Annotated in this window: 12 protein-coding genes; 11 read left to right on the top strand and 1 reads right to left on the bottom strand. The window is 66.6% G+C overall.

The window, feature by feature from the left end; translation table 11 throughout:
* The first annotated feature begins 452 nt into the window (after window positions 1-452).
* The 7 genes from greA to ASD86_RS20145 all read left to right on the top strand — a co-directional run bounded on the left by greA (window position 453) and on the right by ASD86_RS20145 (window position 7,756).
* Window positions 453-932 carry a transcription elongation factor GreA gene (greA, locus tag ASD86_RS20175; RefSeq protein ID WP_036102956.1) on the top strand — a complete coding sequence of 160 codons (480 nt, stop codon included), beginning with the start codon at window positions 453-455 and terminating at the stop codon, window positions 930-932.
* Between the two features lie 31 nt (window positions 933-963).
* Window positions 964-1,905, top strand: coding sequence for a hypothetical protein (locus ASD86_RS20170; protein ID WP_056114828.1), 942 nt, complete (start codon window positions 964-966; stop codon window positions 1,903-1,905).
* 81 nt (window positions 1,906-1,986) lie between these two features.
* A complete protein-coding gene (recJ, locus tag ASD86_RS20165; RefSeq protein ID WP_056114825.1) occupies window positions 1,987-3,705 on the top strand; it encodes a single-stranded-DNA-specific exonuclease RecJ in 1,719 nt (572 codons plus the stop codon).
* A 216-nt stretch (window positions 3,706-3,921) separates the two neighbouring features.
* The gene (locus tag ASD86_RS20160) at window positions 3,922-5,466 is read left to right on the top strand and encodes an XVIPCD domain-containing protein (RefSeq protein ID WP_056114822.1); all 1,545 of its coding nucleotides are present in this window, start codon (window positions 3,922-3,924) and stop codon (window positions 5,464-5,466) included.
* Window positions 5,467-5,623: 157 nt separating this feature from the next.
* Window positions 5,624-6,667 carry a N(4)-(beta-N-acetylglucosaminyl)-L-asparaginase gene (locus ASD86_RS20155; protein ID WP_056115225.1) on the top strand — a complete coding sequence of 348 codons (1,044 nt, stop codon included), beginning with the start codon at window positions 5,624-5,626 and terminating at the stop codon, window positions 6,665-6,667.
* A gap of 8 nt (window positions 6,668-6,675) precedes the next feature.
* Window positions 6,676-7,404, top strand: coding sequence for a copper homeostasis protein CutC (locus ASD86_RS20150; protein WP_056115222.1), 729 nt, complete (start codon window positions 6,676-6,678; stop codon window positions 7,402-7,404).
* A 31-nt stretch (window positions 7,405-7,435) separates the two neighbouring features.
* A complete protein-coding gene (locus ASD86_RS20145) occupies window positions 7,436-7,756 on the top strand; it encodes a hypothetical protein (protein WP_056114819.1) in 321 nt (106 codons plus the stop codon).
* Between the two features lie 52 nt (window positions 7,757-7,808).
* Here ASD86_RS20145 and ASD86_RS26985 read toward each other — a convergent pair whose 3' ends face one another.
* Window positions 7,809-7,955 (bottom strand): hypothetical protein, encoded by a 147-nt coding sequence (locus ASD86_RS26985; RefSeq protein WP_157476914.1) that lies wholly within the window; start codon window positions 7,953-7,955, stop codon window positions 7,809-7,811.
* Between the two features lie 449 nt (window positions 7,956-8,404).
* Here ASD86_RS26985 and ASD86_RS20135 point away from each other — a divergent pair, with 449 nt between their 5' ends.
* The 4 genes from ASD86_RS20135 to ASD86_RS20120 all read left to right on the top strand — a co-directional run bounded on the left by ASD86_RS20135 (window position 8,405) and on the right by ASD86_RS20120 (window position 19,532).
* The gene (locus ASD86_RS20135; RefSeq protein WP_082578543.1) at window positions 8,405-11,350 is read left to right on the top strand and encodes a TonB-dependent receptor; all 2,946 of its coding nucleotides are present in this window, start codon (window positions 8,405-8,407) and stop codon (window positions 11,348-11,350) included.
* 212 nt (window positions 11,351-11,562) lie between these two features.
* A complete protein-coding gene (locus tag ASD86_RS20130) occupies window positions 11,563-13,902 on the top strand; it encodes a GH92 family glycosyl hydrolase (protein ID WP_056114813.1) in 2,340 nt (779 codons plus the stop codon).
* Window positions 13,903-14,110: 208 nt separating this feature from the next.
* Window positions 14,111-16,534 carry a family 20 glycosylhydrolase gene (locus ASD86_RS20125; RefSeq protein WP_235567827.1) on the top strand — a complete coding sequence of 808 codons (2,424 nt, stop codon included), beginning with the start codon at window positions 14,111-14,113 and terminating at the stop codon, window positions 16,532-16,534.
* A gap of 130 nt (window positions 16,535-16,664) precedes the next feature.
* Complete coding sequence (locus tag ASD86_RS20120; RefSeq protein ID WP_157476912.1) at window positions 16,665-19,532, top strand: TonB-dependent receptor; 2,868 nt, start codon at window positions 16,665-16,667, stop codon at window positions 19,530-19,532.
* The last annotated feature ends 454 nt before the right edge of the window (window positions 19,533-19,986 follow it).

The raw sequence follows: 19,986 nt of genomic DNA, 5'->3' as shown, positions 1-19,986 counted from the left end.
CGCCCGTCAGTCCTGGGTTGCGGGGTCGGCGGCATTCGACAGCGGTATAGACTCGATTTGCCGCGTCCCCTCCGATCGTCATTCCCGCGAAGGCGGGAATCCAGAGACTTCAGCGCGTCCTCTCCAGAACGTCATTCCCGCGAACGCGGGAATGACGACTTGAAAGAGGGCGCTAAAGCCTCTAACTGTCGCGCATAGGAGTGGCGCTCCTGGCGAGACGACGCTGAAGCCTCTGGATCCCCGCCTGCGCGGGGATGACGGTCTGGAAGGATTCGTCAAGTCACGGGATAGAGTTTCAGCGACGATGGCTTGACATCTGTCTCAATCCCCGCCTGCAACCCCTCCCATCCCCCGGGATGCCTTCCGCCCAGGTTCCCGGCACAATGGGGCCAACCCAGCATTCAACATGCCGGCGTCCGGCCGAAAAGGACGCGTTACCGAGGAAGCAAGGAATGAGACCACCCATCACGGCCCAGGGCGCGCAGCGTTTGCGCGCGGAGCTGGAAGAACTCAAGTCGGTCAAGCGGCCGGCGGTGATCAACGCGATCGCCGAAGCGCGCGCCCACGGCGATCTCAAGGAGAACGCCGAGTACCACGCCGCGCGCGAACAGCAAGGCTTCATCGAAGGCCGGATCAAGCAGCTCGAAGCCGAGCTGTCGCACGCTCAGGTCATCGACATCAGCACCCTCAACGCCGGCTCCAAGGTCGTGTTCGGCGCCACCGTCGAGCTGATCGACGTGGACACCGAGGAAGAGCGCAAGTACCAGATCGTCGGCGACCTGGAAGCCGACATCAAACTCGGCCTGATCGCGATCTCCTCGCCGGTCGCGCGCGCGCTGATCGGCAAGAACGAGGGCGACAGCGTCGTCATCGACGCGCCGGGCGGCACCCACGAGTACGAAATCGTCGGCGTCAGCTACAGCGCCGGATGATCAGCCGGCGTCCGCGCATGAGCCGCCAGCCATGAACAGCGTCACCGTCCTGTTGCCCGAGCGCGCGCGCTTCGGCGGCCAGCGTCTGGGCGAAACCTTCGGGCTGCGGCTCGGCCGCGCCGACCGCAGCGTCGAGGCGGCCGATCAGGCCGCGCGGGTGTTCGACATCCTGCCGCGCGGCTGGCCGATCGCGGCGGTGTCGCGGCAACGCGATGTCGGCGACGCCGCCTACGGCGCGTGGCTGCGCGCCGACCCGGCCTATGTGCGGCCCGACATCAACGGCGCGCGCCTGCTCGCTTACGGCCAGGCTCTTTCGCTGAGCGAACGCGACAGCGCGGCGTTGTTGCCGGCGCTGCGGCCCTTGTTCGGCGACGCCGGTTTTCCGATCGACGCGCCGCATCCGAGCCGCTGGTACCTCGCGTTGCCGCGCGAAAGCCGATTGCCGAAATTCGCCTCGCCCGAACAGGCGTTGGGCGAAGACATGTTCCAGCATTTGCCGGGCGTGGAGAACGAAGGCAGCGAAGGCCGCCGCTGGCGTTCGCTGCTCAGCGAGGCGCAGATCGTTCTGCACAACCATCCGCACAACGCCCAGCGCATCGCCGCCGGGCTGGCGCCGATCAATTCGCTGTGGTTCTGGGGCGGCGGCGTGCTGCCCGATCACGTGCGCACGAATTACCAGCAGGTCTACAGCGACGACGAAGGCCTGACCGCGTTTGGCGCCCAGGCCGGCATCGCCGCGACGGCGCTGCCGCCGCAGTGGCCGGCGGGCGAGGGCGAGCGCCTGTTCGACCTGCGCGCGGCGCGCGACCTGACCGTGGTGCAGCGCGATTGGCTCGAGCCGATCGCGCATGCGCTCGACGCGGGAACGCTGGAGCGAGCGGTGCTCGCGCTCGCCGACGGCGAACGTTTCGAACTGGCGCGTTCGCAGCGCTGGCGTTTCTGGCGCAAGTCGTTGCGTTCGCTGCAAGTTTGAGCAAGCCATGACGTTGTTGCATATATCTGTGTCGGCTGCGCACAAGCCGATTCCTTGCCGCTTGCGTCCGAGCGCACATCGATGAAACCGATCACGCGCCTGCGCCGCCGCGACGTCGTCGATGCCGGCCTGTGGCCGGAGTCGGTCTCGCCGCTGCTGCGCCGGGTCTACGCCGCGCGCGGCGCGAACTGCGTCGAACAGGCGCAGCCGCGACTCGCGCAGTTGCTGCCGCCCGACGGCATGCTCGGGCTCGACGCCGCGACCGCGTTGCTCGCCGAGGCGATCGCCGCCGATCGCCACATCCTGGTGGTCGGCGATTTCGACTGCGACGGCGCCACCGCCTGCGCGGTCGGCGTGCGAGGTCTGCGTCTGCTTGGCGCCAAGCGGGTCTCGCATGCGGTGCCTAATCGGATCGTGCATGGCTACGGCCTGTCGCCGGCGTTGGTGGAGGAGTTGGCGACACTCCAACCCGATCTGTTGGTCACCGTCGATCACGGCATCGCCTGTCATGCCGGCATCGCCGCGGCGCGCGCGCGCGGTTGGAAGGTGCTGGTCACCGATCACCATCTGCCCGGCGAACACTTGCCGCAGGCCGACGCGATCGTCGATCCGAATCAGCCCGGCGATGCGTTCCCTAGCAAGATGCTCGCCGGCGTCGGCGTCATGTTCTACGTGCTGCTGGCCTTGCGCCGGCGGTTGCGCGAGGCCGGCGCGTTCGGCGCGGACAGCGTGCCGGATCTGAGCGTCCTGCTCGATCTGGTCGCGGTCGGCACCGTCGCAGATCTGGTGCCGCTCGACGCGAACAACCGCGCGCTGGTCGCCGCCGGCCTGCGCCGTCTGCGCGCGGGGCAGGGCGGCGCCGGACTGCGCGCATTGATCGAAGTTTCGCAACGCGATTACCGGCGCTTGACCGCGGCCGATATCGGCTACGCGGTCGCGCCGCGTCTGAACGCCGCCGGACGATTGGAAGACATGGCGCTCGGCATCGAATGCCTGTTGACTGAAAACGCTGCGCAGGCGCGCGATATCGCTTCAACGCTAAACGAGATCAACGCCGAACGCCGCGCCGTGCAGCAGCAGATGACCGACGAAGCGCAGGCCGCGTTCGCGCGGGTGTCGATCGACACCGAGGCCGCGCCGATGGCGTTGTGTCTGTTCGACGACGACTGGCATCCCGGCGTGGTCGGTCTGGTCGCGTCGAAGATGAAGGAGCGCCTGCATCGGCCGGTGATCGCGTTCGCGCCGGCCGAACCCGGCAGCCAGCAACTGCGCGGTTCGGCGCGTTCGATTCCCGGCTTTCATATTCGCGATGCGCTGGCCGATGTCGCCGCGCGTCATCCCGATTTGATCGAACGCTTCGGCGGCCACGCGATGGCCGCCGGTTTGTCGCTGCGCGCGGATGCGTTCGACGCTTTCCGCGATGCGTTCGAACACTGCGCGCGGCTGGCGCTGACGCCGGAACTGCTGCAGGCCGATGTGCTCAGCGACGGCGAACTGCACGCGGCCGAGTTCGATCGCGCGCATGCCGAATCGCTGCGCGACGGCGGCCCGTGGGGTCAGGGCTTCGCCGAGCCGCAGTTCGACGGCGAGTTCGAAGTGCTGTCCTGGCGCGTGGTCGGCGAACGCCATCTCAAGCTGGAACTGGGCCGCGACGGCCTGCGCCTCAACGCGATCGAGTTCGGCGGCTGGGACGGCAACACGCCGCCGCCGTGGGTGCGCATCGCCTATCGCCTGGAGCCCGACGATTATCGCGGCGGCACGGCGGTGCAACTGGTGGTCGTGCATCGCGAGGCATTGTAGGCAAAAGTAATTCAGAGGAGGCGTTTCGACATGCCCTCATCGATGCTCGCTCGTGGTGCCCGCGCGCGATTGAATTCACGGATTTGCGAACTGGGTCGGGTTTAACCGCCGCCACCATCGGCGGCGTGGCCGAGGCCGCGCGCTTTATGCGTTGGTTTGGGCGATTTCGTCGTGCCGCGCAGCGTGGCACGCCCTCAACCCCAGGAGAGCGGGACGATGTCCGATCCGAATCCCAAAGTACCCAAGCCCTCGATCTTCAACAGCCTCGGTGGCGCCTTCAATCGATGGACGGCGCGCTTCGATGCCAGCGCGCGCGATCCCGATTCGGTGCTCAATTCGTTCGCCCGCCACCACCACGACGACGGCAATCAATTCGAACCCGCGCACGGTGTCGAACGCAATAACGCAGCACCGCTGGCGACGCCTTCGGCCGCGCCGAGCACCGCGGCGCCGCGTGCGGCGATGCCGTCGGCGGTCGCGCCGATCGTGCCGCCTATTGGCCCGACCTTCGCGCCGCGTGCGTACCCGCGGGTGGGTAATCCGTTCGACGATTCGTACACCGCGCCGGAATCGGTCGCGCCGACGACGAGCACATCGACCACTCGCGCGACCGAGTCGGACCCTGCCGTGGCCGCGCCGGGCGCATCGCCGGGATTCTCCATGCGCGGCTTGCACGCGATTTTTCCGCGCCACGACATTCCGCCGCTTGCGCCCGCCGTGCCGCCGCGCGCGGCAAGCCTGGATCCCACCGTCGCCGCCGCGATCATGCGCGACGGCTACGCCGACCGCAGCGAAGCCGACCTGAGCGGCTGGAAGCGCGTCGGCGACGCCGAACTGCAGGCGCGCGGCCTCAATCCGAAGGATTTCCACGATACCTCCAGCGGCCTGCGCGCCGACCTGTACCGCAAGGACGATCAGTTCGTGCTGAATTTCCGCGGCACCGACAAAGCCAGCGACTGGCTCACCAACTTCGGCCAGGGCGGCGGTTTCGGCAGTGCGCAGTACGACGGCGCGGTGAAGTTGACTCAACAGGTGCAGGGGGCATTGCCCGACGGTCTGCACGCGGTGGTCGGTCATTCCAAGGGCGGCGGTCAGGCCTATCTGGCCGCGCAGGTGTGCGATGTCGAATGCGTCGTCGCCAATCCGGCTTGGCCGAATCGCGCCACCTTGCTCAAGCACGGCCTCGCCGCCGACAAACTCGAGCAAGGTCCGGCGACCACCGAACTGTTGGTCAAGGGGGAGCCGCTGCACGGCCTGCAGTCGCTGGGCATCGCGTCGCTGGTGCGGCCGCACGGCGCCAAGATCGAACTGGACGGGCCGCCGTTCGCGCCCGGACCGCATCCGGTGCTGAGCCGGCACGTGCGCGGACTGGAGCAGGATTTCGATCAGGCCGAGGCGATCCTCAAGGGCATGGATTTCGGCGGCCACCAACTGCTCCAGCACGGCATGAAATCGGTCGCCGACGCGGCCGACGATCGCCGCGCCGGCGAGTTGGCGCAGGTGGCGCGGTCGAACGGCTTCGATCGGGTCGATCACATCGTCAACGGCAAAACCCCGGGCGACGGCGGTTTCCTGGTGCAGGGCGAGTTGAACAATCCGGCGGCGCGCTGGGCGCAGTTCGACGGTCCGGTGCCGGCCGGCGGCGCCGCGACCGAGACGATGATGAGCCGGGTCAATCGCGAGATCGCGCCGTCGCCGACGCAGGGCGCGCAGGAAGCGGAGCAGGCGGTGGTCCGAGTCGGCCGACCCCCGGGGTTGTAGCGCATTCGGTCGGTCGCGGCGGTGCGTACCGGTTCGCGCGCTCGCGCTTCATCGCGCGCGCCGGATCGGTTTCGCGCCGCGCGCGCTTGCGCAGGCCGCACGCCGCGGCTAGCGTGTGGCCGGTCCGCGCCGCGCGCGCCAAGCACCGAAGACCGCCATGACCTCACGCCGCCGTTTCCTGCAAAGCTCTGTGTTGGCGGCGTCCGCCGCGGTCCTGCCGTCGTTGGCCGCGTCCGGATCGAGCAAAGGCGAGGATCCCGCGCCCGCGCCTGCGGCGATCAAAGGCGCGCGCGTGGTTTCGACCTGGGACTTCGGCGTCGGCGCCAATCAGGCCGCCTGGCCGGTGCTCGCCGCCGGCGGTTCCGCGCTCGACGCGGTCGAGGCCGGCGCGCGCTGGGCCGAGGCCGATCTGTGCAACAGCACGGTCGGGCGCTGCGGCAATCCCGATCGCGACGGCGTGCTGACTCTCGACGCGAGCATCATGGACGGCGACGGCCGCTGCGGTGCGGTCGCCGCGCTGGAGGACATCGCCCATCCGATCAGCGTTGCGCGCCGGGTCATGGAGCGCACTCCGCATGTGTTGCTGGTCGGCGCGGGCGCGCAGCAGTTCGCGATCGAACAGGGCTTTCCCAAGGAGCCGCTGTTGACCGACAAGGCGCGCGCGGCCTGGAACGAATGGCGCAAGACCTCCAAGTACCAGCCGCAGATCAACGCCGAACGTCTCGACAACGCCAGGCCCGGCGACAAATCCAATCACGACACCCTGGGCATGCTCGCCATCGACGCCAGCGGCAAACTCGCCGGCGCGTGCACCACCAGCGGCATGGCCTGGAAACTGCACGGCCGGGTCGGCGACAGCCCGATCATCGGCGCCGGCCTGTATGTCGACAACGAAGTCGGCGCCGCCACCGCGTCGGGCGTGGGCGAAGAAATGCTACGCAATGCCGCGAGCTTCCTGGTGGTCGAACTGATGCGCCAGGGCCGCAGCCCCGATGAAGCCTGCCGCGAGGCGATCGACCGCGTCGTGCGCAAGCGCCCGCAGGCGAGCAAGACCTTGCAGGTTTGTTTCCTCGCGATCAACAAGCACGGCGAAGTCGGCGCGCATGCGCTGCATCGCGGCTTCGTCTACGCGGTATGCGACGCGGGCAAGCGCGATGCGCTGCTCGACTCGCGCTCGGTCTATGCGACCGAGCAGACGTGAGCGCGGCGATGCGCGCGCGAACCCTGGAAATCTCGGCCAATTCGCTTGGGTCGGCGCTGGCCGCGCAGGCTGGCGGCGCCGATCGGGTCGAACTGTGCGAAAACCTCGGCGAAGGCGGCACCACGCCGTCCTACGGCAGCATCGCGGTCGCGCGCGATCGCCTGCGCATCGCGCTGTATGTGCTGATCCGGCCGCGCGCCGGCGATTTTCTCTACGATGAGTCCGAATGCGCGGTGATGCGCGCTGACATCGAAAACTGCGTGCGCCTGGGCTGCGACGGAGTCGTGATCGGCGCCCTGGATGCGCGCGGCGATATCGACACCTCGCTATGCCGCGAGCTGGTCGCGGCGGCTGGGCCGCTCGGCGTGACCTTTCACCGCGCCTTCGATGCGGCGCGCGATCAGTCGGCTGCGCTGGAAACGGTGATCGGCCTGGGTTGCGAACGCATCCTGACCTCGGGCGGCGCCAACGACGCCTGGACCGGTGCCGACCGCATCGCCGCTCTGACCGAACAGGCCGGCGGCCGCATCGCCTTGATGGCCGGCGCCGGTGTGACCGCGCATAACATTGTCGCGCTTGCCCAGCGCGCGAACGTGCGTGAACTGCATGCGTCGGCGAAAGCACCCCGACACTCGGCGATGACGTATCGCAACGAGGCCCTGGCTGGTTTGTCGCCCGATTGGGTGCAAAGCGACGCGGAGCGGGTGGCCGAATTGGTGGCGGCCTTGCGCGGCTGATCGCGGCTGAGTTGCGCAAGGCGAGGGCACCATGGGCTACGAATACGACGCGATCCCGAACGATGTCGACGACTATCGGCGGCGTTGCGACACGCTGCCGCTCGAACTCGAATCGTTGGCGACATTCAGTCGCAGCGTTGGCGCCTATGAAGTCTGGCTCAGCGATCCGGGGCGGCCCGGGAGTGGCTGGGAGGAAGTGCAACTGGTGTTCGGTCGGGACCGCGTGCGCCTGACCTGCATGACCCCGTTGAGCGATTCGGTTCGCAGCGATTTGCGCCTTGTCTTGGCATTGGTCGGCGGTTCGGGCGGCGCGCGTTATGTCGGCGACGACGGCGAGCCGGCTGGGTTCTGATTCGGCCTGATTCGACGCTGCATCGCGATGCGGACTTGGCGATCCTCAATCGTCACGATCCGGCGCGGGTGTTCGCGGCTTCGTTGCTGGATCGGTTGATGCCGTGATCGGCTATCGCCGCGAAGGCATCGGCGTTTGCGCCAGTGCCTTCGCTCGTAGGGTGCGGGCGGGGAAGGGCGCGCTCGTTGGTGATCGCCACCCAGTTCGACTCCCATGCGAACCCGGCACACCGAGCGCGCGCCGAACCCTGGCAATCGTCGCCCACGCCATGCTGCGCCGCACGCACGGACCGGCGATGCATCACGAATCGGCATGCGGCGGGCCCGATCGCGGACGCGGTGCGTCCTGGGCCGATCCCGGTCCGGCCCCGACGCCAGATTCGGCAAAACAATCACTTAGCGATTCTTCTCGCGCCGCGGGCACTGCCAGTCCGGTTCGGCCGGCCGCCTAGCACAGTCCCATTGCTGCGCCGCGTCATGCATCGGCCACCCCTCTGTGGTTAATTTAGATCGATCCAATTTGGGGATTGGATGTGCCAGGGCCGCTCGTGATCGCGGCTTGGGCGTCACAACTTAGATCGAGTTAAAAGCTATTCGGGGCCAGGGACAGGTCGCTCGCAGTCCATTTCTAAAAGGGGAGCACCGCAACATGAGCCATTCCACTGTGCGACGCAGCGCGCTGACCTGCGCCTTGCTGTCGGTCCTGTTCGCGCCGCATGCGCGCGCCGCCGATGCGCAGCCCGATCCGTCCGCCGATCGATCCCTCGCTGAGCAATCCCAGGCTGAGCAGGCCCCGGCCGGGCAGGCGCCGTCGTCCGATCAGGCCGGCAACGCGCGCAAGCCGACCGAGATCGACAAGGTCACCGTCACCGGTTCGCGCATCAAGCGCGCCGAGATCGAAGGCCCGGCGCCGGTGTTCACCATCACCGCCGCGCAGATCGAGAAGGAAGGCTTCAACACCGTCTACGACGCGCTGACCACCTTGACCGAGGCGATGGGCACGGTCGAATCCGACATCGCCTGGGGCCAGCACACGGTCAACGCCAGTCCGCTCAATCTGCGCAACATGGGCCCGGGCCGCAGTCTGCTGCTGATCAACGGCCGGCGCGTGGTCGATTACCCGCTGCCGTATCAGGGCAAGAGCAACTTCGCCAACTTCAACAACATCCCGACCGCGATCGTCGAGCGCATCGAAGTGCTGGCCAGCGGCGCGTCGGCGATCTACGGCTCCGACGCGGTCGCCGGCGTGATCAACGTGATTCTCAAGAAGGAATTCCAGGGCGATCAGGTCAAGATCCGCGGCGGCACCTCGACCCGCGGCGGCCGCGACGCGATGGACCTGTCCTGGGCCGGCGGCCGCAGCGGCGACAACTGGTCGGTGACTTACGCGCTGCAGTACTTCAAGCGCGAAGCGTTGCCGGCGGGCGAACGTCCGTTCATGGATTCGGATTTCGACGCGCCGCCGCGTTCGCTCAATCCGCAGGACCGCACCACCGGCATCCTGCCGTCGACCGGCATTCGCATGCTCAACACCGATACCGGCATGCGGCTCGCGCCGCCGCCGGGCGCCTGCGATCAGTTCGGCGGCGAGTTTTTCCTGCAGAACCGCCGCACCTATAACCGCAACAGCAACACCATCAACAACACCGGCTGGCAGTGCGGACAGAGCGCGGTGTTCCAGCACTGGACCCTGCGCAACGGCAGCGAGGACCGTTCCGGCTATCTGTACGCCAATTACGATTTCGAAAACGGCATGCAGGGCTGGGCGACCTTGGGCGTGTGGAGCTCGCGCGGCACCAACATGACCTTCATGCCGGCGTGGAGTTCGAGCGGCAGCTATTTCGACCGCGGCGTCGGCGCGAATCTGGACCTGGTGCGCTATTTCACCCCGCAGGAAATCGGCGGCGCCGAAAACGGCTACACCCGTTCCGATGAATTGTCCTGGGACGCGTCGGCCGGCCTGCGCGGCAAGTTCGGCGATCGCTTCGACTGGGATTTCAGCATCGGCCGCGCCGAATACCGCGTCGACGAAAAATTCCCGGCGGTGCTGACGGCCGAAGCGGACCGTTTCTTCCTCGGCGCCAACCGCGACCGGGTCGACCAGGGCCGCTTGTGGAACCCGATCTCGCCGCAGGATTACGCTTCGATCACCACCCGCGGCAAGAACCGCGCCGAATCCTGGCTGACCTCGGCCAACTTCATCGTCAGCGGCGATCTGTTCGAAGGCTGGGCCGGTCCGATCGGTTTCGCCGGCCAGCTCGAAGCGGCCAAGCAAGGCTATCGCCTCGCTCCGGATGCGAACACGCTCGGCGACAATCGTCTGTACGAGCAGACCGCCAACATCGATCTGGGTTCGGGTTCGCGCAATCACTACGCCGCCGGCATCGAGTTCAAGATTCCGCTGTTGAAATCGCTGACCGCCTCGGTGGCCGGACGTTACGACAAGTACGACGCGGTTTCGGGCGATGCGGCGAGCACCTACAACGCCGGCCTGGAATGGCGGCCTTTCAGCAATCTGCTGGTGCGCGGCACCTACGCGACCAGCTTCCGCGCGCCGGACATGCATTTCGTCTACGCCACGCCGAGCACCTCGGTCGCGGATCAGACCGATTACCTCAACTGCCTGCGCGCGGGGCAGCAGGGCAACTGCACCTGGGATTCGGGCTTCAAGGTCGAGGACGCGGAGATCTCGCGCCAGGGCACGCCTGACCTGAAGTACGAAACCGGCAACTCGTGGACCGCCGGTTTCGTCTGGGACATCGCCGACGGCCTGTCGGTGTCGACCGACTATTGGCGGATCGAACTGGAAGACGAGATCGACGATATCGGCGCTGACGATGTGCTGCTCGACGAGGCCTACTGCCTCACCGGCAAGACGCCGACCGGCGAACGCCGGGTCAGCCCGCCCAGTTCGGATCGCTGCAAGCTGCAGCTCAGCCGCGTCACCCGCGGCGCCGATCCCGATGGCGCCGGCCCCTTGCTCGGCCCGGTCACCGAAATCCGCACCGGCCCGATCAATCGCGCCGCGCGCAACGTCGAGGGCATCGATGCCTCGCTCAAGTACCGTTTCAGCACTGCGCGCTGGGGCGATTTCAGCGTCGGCCTGAACTACACCAACCTGCTCAAGCTGGAAACCCAGAGCGACGGCAGCGCCGAGATGGAAGACAAGCGCACCGACGAACCGCGCAGCAAGTTCCGCGGCAGCGTCAACTGGCAGCGCGACAAGTGGAACGCCACCGTCTATGCCGACCGCGTCGGCAGCGTGCCGAGCGTGCGTTTCGGCGGCTGCCGCGAATTCGCCGACGGCTATGTGCCCAGCTCGGACGATTGCGTCGACAACGACGCCGCCAGCCCGACCTTCGGCCAGAAGACCGAGAAGTACTACGGCCGGGTCGGCCCGGCGATCACCTGGAACCTGAGCGCGGGCTACCAGATCACCGACAAGGCCAAGGTCAACGTCTACGTCAGCAACGTGTTCGACGAAGTCAACGAAGACAAGGACCCGTACAAGAAGGACTTCGCCTTCATCGCCGACCGCATTTTCAGCCCGGTCGGCCGCGAAGTCGCGATCGAGTACGTGCTCGACTTCAATTGATCGATCCGCCCGCTGCGATGGTCGCCATCGCAGTGGGCTCTCTCTCACCATTGGCAGGGCAAAGGCAACGATGACTCGCAATCCGGCACGGCGCAGGCAGGACTTGGTTTCGGCGAAGGGCGCGCGTACGCGGCCGCTGGGTGCGGCGTTGACGATCGCGCTCACCGTGGCCCTGNGCGAGCGCGCAGGCCGCCACGCCCGCGCGCGATCCGGTGCGCGAGGTCAACACCTTCATAGGCAGCAAGGACGACGGCAACACCTTTCCCGGCGCGTCGGCACCGTTCGGCCTGATCCAGGTCAGCCCGATCGGCGATCACTACACCGGCTGGCGTTACGACGATCCGAAGATCCGCGGCTTCGGCCATTCCTTCCTGTCCGGCGCGGGTTGCTGGGAGCAGGGCGGGCAGTTGTCGGTGTTGCCGACCACTGGCGAGATCGGGCCGGGCAAGCGTTTCGATACAAAAGAATTCAAGTCGTTCGATCAGAAAAACTACGCATCGAGCTACAGCCACGACGGCGAGGTCGGCGAGGCGGGTTATTACAAAGTGCGGCTGACCGGCGAAGCCGGCGGCGATATCGACGCCGAAGCGACCGCGCTGACCCGCGCGGCGGCCGAGCGTTATACGTTCCCGGCCGGAGTGAAGCAGGGCACGATCCTGGTCAACACCGGCCAGGCCAACGAGCGCCACATGGTGATCGGCAGCACGGTCCAGGTGATCGGCGATCGCGCGGTCGAGGGCAGCATCACCACCAAGAGTTTCTGCGGCGGCCAGCAATACACCACCTGGTATCGCATGGAATTCGACCGGCCGTTCGCCAGCCACGGCACCTGGGACGAAACCGGCGGGCATCCCGGCGGCAACAACAGCATGCAGGGCGACACGCGGCCGCACGGCGCCTGGTTCACCTTCGATATCAAGAACGGCCGCGCGGTCACGGCGATCAGCGCGATCTCGCACGTCGACGCCGAAGGCGCGCGCCGCAATCTGCGCGACGAGGCGATGAAGAACGGCAAGTCGCTGAGCTTCGATGCCATGCGCAAGCAGGCGCAGGACATTTGGCGAAAGGAGCTCGATTCGGTGCGCGTCACCGGCGGCAGCGGCGACGACCGCACCGTGTTCTACACCGCGCTGTACCACTCGCTGCTGCAGCCCTTGACCGGCAGCGACAGCGATGGCCGCTATCGCGGCTACGACACGCAAATTCACAAGACCGAGGGCTGGACCTACTACGAGTATTTCTCGTTGTGGGACACCTATCGCTCGCAGAACCAATTGCTGGCGATGCTGCGCCCCGAGCGCGCGCGCGATATCGCCAATTCGGTGCTGAAGATTCACGAGCAGAACGGCTGGCTGCCGCGCTGGGGCTATGCGAATTTCGACAGCAATGTCATGACCGGCGACCCGGTCACGCCGTTCCTGGTCGATCTGTGGCGCTTCGGCGCGCTCGAAGGCCGCGAGCAGCCGGCCTACGCCGCGCTGCGCGAGAACGCGTATGGCACGCCGCCTGCCTTGGTGCGCAGCCAGGGGCGCGCCGGCAATCCGAGTTACCTCAAGAACGGTTTCGTCCAGTACGACCGTGCGTTCCCGGCCAAGAGCATGGACGTGGACCCGCATCACGGCGGTTCGTCGACGCTCGAATACGCGCTGGCCGATTGTTCGCTGTCGCAGATGGCGCAGGCGCTGGGCCACAAGGACGATGCGGCGACTCTGCGCGAACGCGGCAGCAACTGGCGCAAGGTCTGGGACAACGATGCGGTCGACGCCGAGCTGGGTTTCAAGGGCTTTCCGCGTCCGCGCCTGGACGACGGCGGGTTCTATTCGGAAACCGACGGCCGCTACAGCCCGCGTTCGCACCACGGTTTTCACGAAGGCACCGCCTGGCAGTACCAGTGGCTGACCCAGCAGGACGTGCCCGGCGTTGTCGCGGCGATGGGCGGCGCGGAACAGACCGGCAAGCGTCTGGATGCGTTCTTCGCTTACGACCAGTTGCTGGCCGATCCGCTCAACGCGGCGCGCAAGCAGTGGGTGGTCGGGCCGTACAGCTATTACAACCAGTACCGCTACAACCCCAACAACGAACCCGACCTGCACAGCCCGTGGATGTACACGCTGATCGGCCAGCCGTGGAAGACCGCGACCGTGCTGCGTTCGGCGCAGGCCTTGTTCACCAACGCGCCCAACGGCGTCACCGGCAACGACGATCTGGGCACGATGTCGGCCTGGTATCTGTTCAGCGCGATCGGCTTGTATCCGGCGGTGCCGGGCAGCGGTGAGTTGCTGCTGCATACGCCGCGGTTCGAGAAGGTCGAACTGGATCTGGGGCGGGGCAAAACCTTGACGATCGAAGCGCCGGGCGCGGATGGGCGCGCACTGCAGTATGTGCAGAGCGTGAGTTTCGACGGCAAGGCGCAGGACAAGGTTTGGCTGGATTGGTCGGCGCTGCGCGATGGCGGGCGTTTGCGGTTCGATTTGGATAAGACGCCTGCGGTAGGTGGGTGGGGTACGCAGGCGGCGAGTCTGCCGGTGTCGGCGTGTGCGTCATCGAAATGAGAACGGCGACGCGATGCCTCGATGCCGTCATCCCCGCGAAGGCGGGGATCCAGGGCTTCACCGCGACATGACTCTGAAGTCTCTGGATCCCCGCCTGCGCGGGGATGACGGTCAGGTAGTGGCGCGGTGAATGGGCGGAGCGTGGTTTCGGCTGGCCTACAGCCGCGGTGAACGCAATAAACGCGAGACATTCGAGGAAATCGGTTCGATGAGGAAGGCATTGGCGAAACTGAGACTATCGAAGCTGCGATTGGCCGTATCCGGCCTGGTCGGCGCGGCGATCGGTTTCGCGCCGCTGGTTCATGCCGACGATCGTGTTGCCAGCGTCGGCCCCGGAACCGGCACCGAGGCCACGCGGCAGGCGCAGACCCCCGAACTCGTCCCACGTCCCGCCCAGTTCCGTCACGGCGACGGCGAATTCACCCTCGACGCCAACACCACGCTCTACGCCAACAACGCCGAAGCGCGTGCGGTCGCCGCGTTGTTCCGCGACGAACTCGCCCGCGTCCAGGGCCTGGAACTGAGCTTGCGTAGCGGCGCGCCTCGCGCGCGCAAGCATCAGGCCGATCCCAGCGGCTACGTGCAGTTCGTCGCCGAGCCGCTCGTGGCCGGCGTCGATGCGAAGGCGAACGAACGCTACACGCTCGACGTCACCGCCAACGGCATTCGCCTCGCCGGATCGCCGGCGGGCCTGTTCTACGGCTACCAGACCTTGCGCCAGTTGTTGCCCGCGAAGTCCAGCGAACGCGCGCTGCGGGTGCAGGCGTTGAGCATCGAAGACCAGCCGCGCTTCGTCTATCGCGGCATGCACCTGGATGTCGGCCGTCATCTGTACCCGGTCGATTTCATCAAGCGCTATCTCGACCTGATGGCGCGCTACAAGCTCAACACCTTCCACTGGCATCTCACCGAAGACCAGGGCTGGCGCATCGAGATCAAGCGCTATCCCAAGCTCACCAGCATCGGCTCAAAGCGCAAGGAAACCGTGCTCGGCCGCAATATCGATCCGTATGTCGGCGACGGCAAGCCCTACGGCGGCTTCTACACCCAGGACGAAGTGCGCGAGGTGGTCGCGTATGCGCGCGCCCGCCACATCACGGTGATACCGGAAATCGAGATGCCGGGGCATTCGCTCGCGGCCTTGTCCGCGTATCCGGAACTGGCCTGCACGCCGGGTCCGTTCGAGGTTGGCACCAATTGGGGCGTGTACGACGATATCTATTGCCCGAAGGAAGAAACCTTCAAGTTCCTGGAGAACGTGCTTGAGGAAGTGGTCGCACTGTTCCCCGCGCCGTACCTGCATATCGGCGGCGACGAAGCGCCGAAGACGCGCTGGAAAAGCAGCGAGGTCGCGCAGGCGGTGATGCGCCGCGAAGAGCTGAAGGACGAGCACGAACTGCAGAGCTACTTCATCCAACGCATGGAGAAGTTCCTGCATTCGCGCGGCAAACGCATCATCGGTTGGGACGAAATCCTCGAAGGCGGCCTGGCGGCCGATGCGACGGTGATGTCCTGGCGCGGCGAAGCCGGCGGGATCGCGGCCGCGCGGCAGGGCCACGACGTGATCATGACCCCGACCCAATGCTGCTATTTCGATTACGGGCAAGGCCCGGCCGAACACGAGCAATGGAACCTCGGCGGCGAGCTGAGCCTGGACAAGGTCTACGCCTACGATCCGGTGCCCAAGGTGCTCGACGCGGCGCAGGCGCGGCATGTGCTCGGCGTGCAGGGCAATGTCTGGAGCGAATACCTCAAGACCCCGGCGATGGTCGAGTACATGGTGGTCCCGCGAATGCTCGCGCTGGCCGAGGTCGCGTGGACGCCGCAGGCCGATCGCGACTACGCCGATTTCCAGCGTCGCCTGCGCGCGCAACTGCCGCATCTGGATCGCGAGCAGTTCGGTTATCGGATTTCCGAACCACTGGGCCTGGACGATGTCGTACAGGTGCAGGAAAACGGTGAGCCTGCGCATTACACCCATCGCTACACTCTGATCGCCTCCGCGCCCGGCGCGAGCATCCACTACACCGTCGACGGCAGCGAGCCAACAGACGCCTCGCCGGTCTACCAAGGCCCGATCGAACTCGACGTGCCGCTCGACGGCAGCCGCAGCCTGCGCACGATCACCGTGCTCGAAAACGGCCGCCGAAGTGGGGTGCACAGCGCCAGCGTGCGTTATCGCAGCTATCGGCCGGCCACGGCGAAACCGAAGCGCGCGAGCATGGGACTGAGTTATCGCCTGTACGAAGGCCTGTATTCGAGCCTGGACGAATTCGAACGGGCGGCGACGCCGCAGCAGCGCGGCGCGGCCACCGACTTCGCGGTCGACCGCTTCGGCCGCAGCCGCCGCTTCGGCCTGCAGTACGAGGGTTATGTCGAAGTTCCGGCCGACGGCGTATATCGCTTCGCGATCCAGGGCGACGACCGTTCGGCGCTGTATCTCGACGGCGAAGCGTTGATCCGCAACGACACTTACGACCAGACCCAGCAGGCCTCGGTGCCGCTGCGGCGCGGTTGGCATCGTCTGCGGGTGGCCTGGTATCAGCGCGAGGGCGGACTGAGCCTGCGCGTGCAATCGGCGGCGCCGGGGCAGGCGCTGCGGGAACTCGATCTGCGCGGGGCGGTGCATTGAACGCGGTCGCGCGAGCGGAAATCGAAGCGGTGGGCGGTATTTTTTTACGTTGTAGTTTAGATCGATCCAAATCAATAACCACAAAAGCAACCTTGGCCGAGGGTTCGGCCGCGATCGGGAGGGGTCACAGGTGAACCAACAACACACGCATTCCAGCCGCCGGCAACGGGTCCGGCGCGACGCATTGACCGCGGCGATGCTCGCCGCCTTGTATCTGCCTCTGATCGCGCAAGCGCAGGACGCGGCGCCCGCCGCGAGCGGCGAGGTCAAGGCGATCGACAAGATCACCGTCACCGGTTCGCGCATCAAGCGCGCGGAAATCGAAGGCCCCGCGCCGGTCACGGTGATCACCACCGAGCAGATCAAGCGCGAAGGCTTCGCCAACGTGTACGAGGCGCTGAGCTCGCTGACCGAGGTCACAGGCTCCGTCCAGGCCGACGTCAACAAAGGCCCCACGCCCAACGCCAGTCCACTCAACCTGCGCAACCTCGGCCCCGGCCGCACCTTGCTGCTGATCGACGGCCGCCGCGTCGCCGACTATCCCTTGCCGTATGAGGGCCGCGGCAACTTCGCCAACTTCAACAACATCCCGATGTCGGCGGTGGAGCGGATCGAAGTGCTGGCCAGCGGCGGCTCGGCGATCTACGGCTCCGACGCGATGGCCGGCGTCATCAACATCATCATGAAGAAGAACTTCAACGGCGATGAGGTCCGGATCAAGGGCGGCACCACCAGCCGCGGCGGCGGCGATTCCTACGATCTGTCGTGGACCGGCGGCCGCACCGGCGAGAAGTGGAGCGCTACGTACGGCGTGCAGTTGAGCGGTCGCGAAACCATCTTCGCCGGCCAGCGCGGCTTTCTCGCCTCCGATCTGGAGCCGGCCGCGACGGTCAAGCCGCTGGTCAACGATCCCTGGCCGTGGGTGTGGGGCGTGGAGCTGATCGACACCGCCGCCAAGCGCCGCGTCACGCCGCCGGCCGGCGCCTGCGACCGCTTCCAGGATCTGCCGCAGCATAACTTCCTCGGCAACGACGGCAACGCGCCCGAGTTCCCCGGCTACAGCTGCTCGCAGTCGCGCGGCAATTCGCTGTGGAGCCTGCGCAACGGTTCGGACAACCGCTCCGGCTTCGGCAACTTCACCTACGACTTCGACAACGGCATGCAAGCCTGGGTCAGCGCTTCGCTGTGGGACAGCGACGGCGAGTCGCGCCAGGACGAAGCGCTGCGCTTCGAACTCAATCGCGGCGGCGCGTTCTACGATCAGAACACCGGCCGCAGTTACCAAGCGCGCCGCGCCTTCACGGTGCCCGAAGCCGGCAGCCGCGATCCGTTCCTGTTCAACACCAGCGAGCGTTCCTGGGACCTCGCCGCCGGTCTGCGCGGCCGCTTCGGCGAACGCTTCAACTGGGACGCCACGGTCGGACGCACCGAGTACAAGGTCGACTTCAGCTTCCCGGGCATGCTGCAGGGCGCGGTCGACAGCTATTTCCTCGGGCCGCTACTGGGCACCAACAACGGCTTGGCGGTGTACGCGCTGGATCAAGCCAAGTTCTGGTCGCCGATGTCGCCGGACACCTTCCGCCAGCTCACCACGCGCGGCAAGAGCAGCGCCGAATCGTGGATGAATCAGGCTCAGTTCGCGGTCACCGGCGATCTGTTCGAACTGCCGGCCGGCGCGGTCGGTTTCGCCGGCGTGATCGAAGCCGGTTCGCAGGGCTATCGCCTCAATCCCGACCCGCTGACCTATGGCCCGAACAAGCTTTACGATCAGCCCGGCGGCACCAACCAGGGCGGCGGCGAACGCAAGCGCTACGCCGTCGGCGTCGAGGTCAAGGTGCCGGTGTTCAAGACCCTGGATCTGACCACGGCCGGCCGCTTCGACCGTTACGACGACGACGCGCGCGAGGAAAGCAACTTCACCTGGAACGCCGGCATCGAGTGGCGTCCGATCGAAAGCCTGCTGATCCGCGGCGCGTACAACACCACCTTCCGCGCGCCGGACATGCATTACCTGTTCGCCACCAGCGGCACCGGCACCCAGGAAGACACCGACGTGAGCACCTGCGTCAATCGTGGGCTCGGGCCGGATTGCGGCTCGCAGGCGCTGTATTACCGTCACAACATCGCTCGCACCGGCAACCTCAAGCTCGACAGCGAAACCGGCAAGTCGTGGAGCGCGGGCCTGGTGTGGGATGCGAGCGACAACCTGTCGTTCAGCGCCGACTACTGGCGCATGACCATCGACAACCAGGTCCGCGATTTCGACATCGCCGACATCCTCGATCTGGAAAGCCAGTGCCGCAACGGCCGTACGCGCCGCGCCAGCGACCGCATGCAGGTCACCCCGGGTTCGTCGACCTGCGCCGATATCATCGGTCGCGTCACCCGCAGCGCGCCGGGCACCAATTCGTTCGGCGTAGCCGATCCGAATTACCCGTTGGGGCAGGTGGTGTCGGTGTTCAGCGGCCCGATCAACATCGCCTACCGCGAAGTGGCCGGCGTCGATCTGACCGCGCGCTACAAGATCCCGGCGACCCGCTTCGGCGATTTCAGCTTCCAGTTCAACTACACCAACCAGCTCAAGAACAACGAGCAGCGCGACCCGGGTTCGCCGATGCAGGAGAACCGCGACAAGGAAGTGCGCACCTTCGCCCGCGCCAGCGCCAGCTGGAGCCGCGGTCCGTGGAACGCGACCTTGTTCGCCAACCGCATCGGCCACGTCAACGGCGACAGCTACAACGAGTGCGCGCCGATCCTGCCGGGCCAGACCGACACCACCTGCCACAGGGTCGGCAAGCTCAAGGCGCCGGTGTATTTCAATCTGAGCGCGGGGTATCAGCTGACCGAGCAGGCGCGGGTCAACCTGTACGTCGACAACCTGTTCGATGAGGCCGACTACAAGGACCCGTACAAGAAGTTCTTCGCCTACGCCAACGAGCGGGTGTTCTCGCGCGTGGGGCGTGAAATCTCGGCGGAGTTCGTCTACAAATTTGATTGAGCAATGGTTTGATTGAGGCAATGGTTCGATTGGCTCCAACGGTTAGATCGAATCCGTGGTTCGATCGGAGCGCTTGAGTTGATCGAACGGCCGCGGTCGATCGGATGGGATCGATCGCGGCGATTTTTTCGTATCGAGCGAGCGGGCCGCCCGGGCCCGTTCGATCGGCGGCAAGCCCCGGGCCGCCGTCGTCGCATGCGCTCCCTCCACGTGCATGCGGCGGTCGCGGCGCGGACCTCCCGGGCAAGGCGGTGTTACCCCCGCGAGGGCGTCGCAATGCGCGCGCGGGGTTTTCCGGATTCGGAGAGGGGGCGCGGGGATCGCGCTCCCGCTTTTTCGGTCGGCCGGGCTTGCATGGGTTGCATGGCCTGCCTATAGGAGCGGCGCGAGCCGCGACCGCGAATTCGCGGTTACGGCGTAATTTGCATCCGCTCAGTGCCGTTGGTTTTTGGCT

Source organism: Lysobacter sp. Root690 (assembly GCF_001427785.1).
GTDB lineage: Bacteria > Pseudomonadota > Gammaproteobacteria > Xanthomonadales > Xanthomonadaceae > Lysobacter.
Note: the sequence above shows the minus strand (reverse complement) of the source record. Positions and strands in the feature narration are given on the sequence as shown.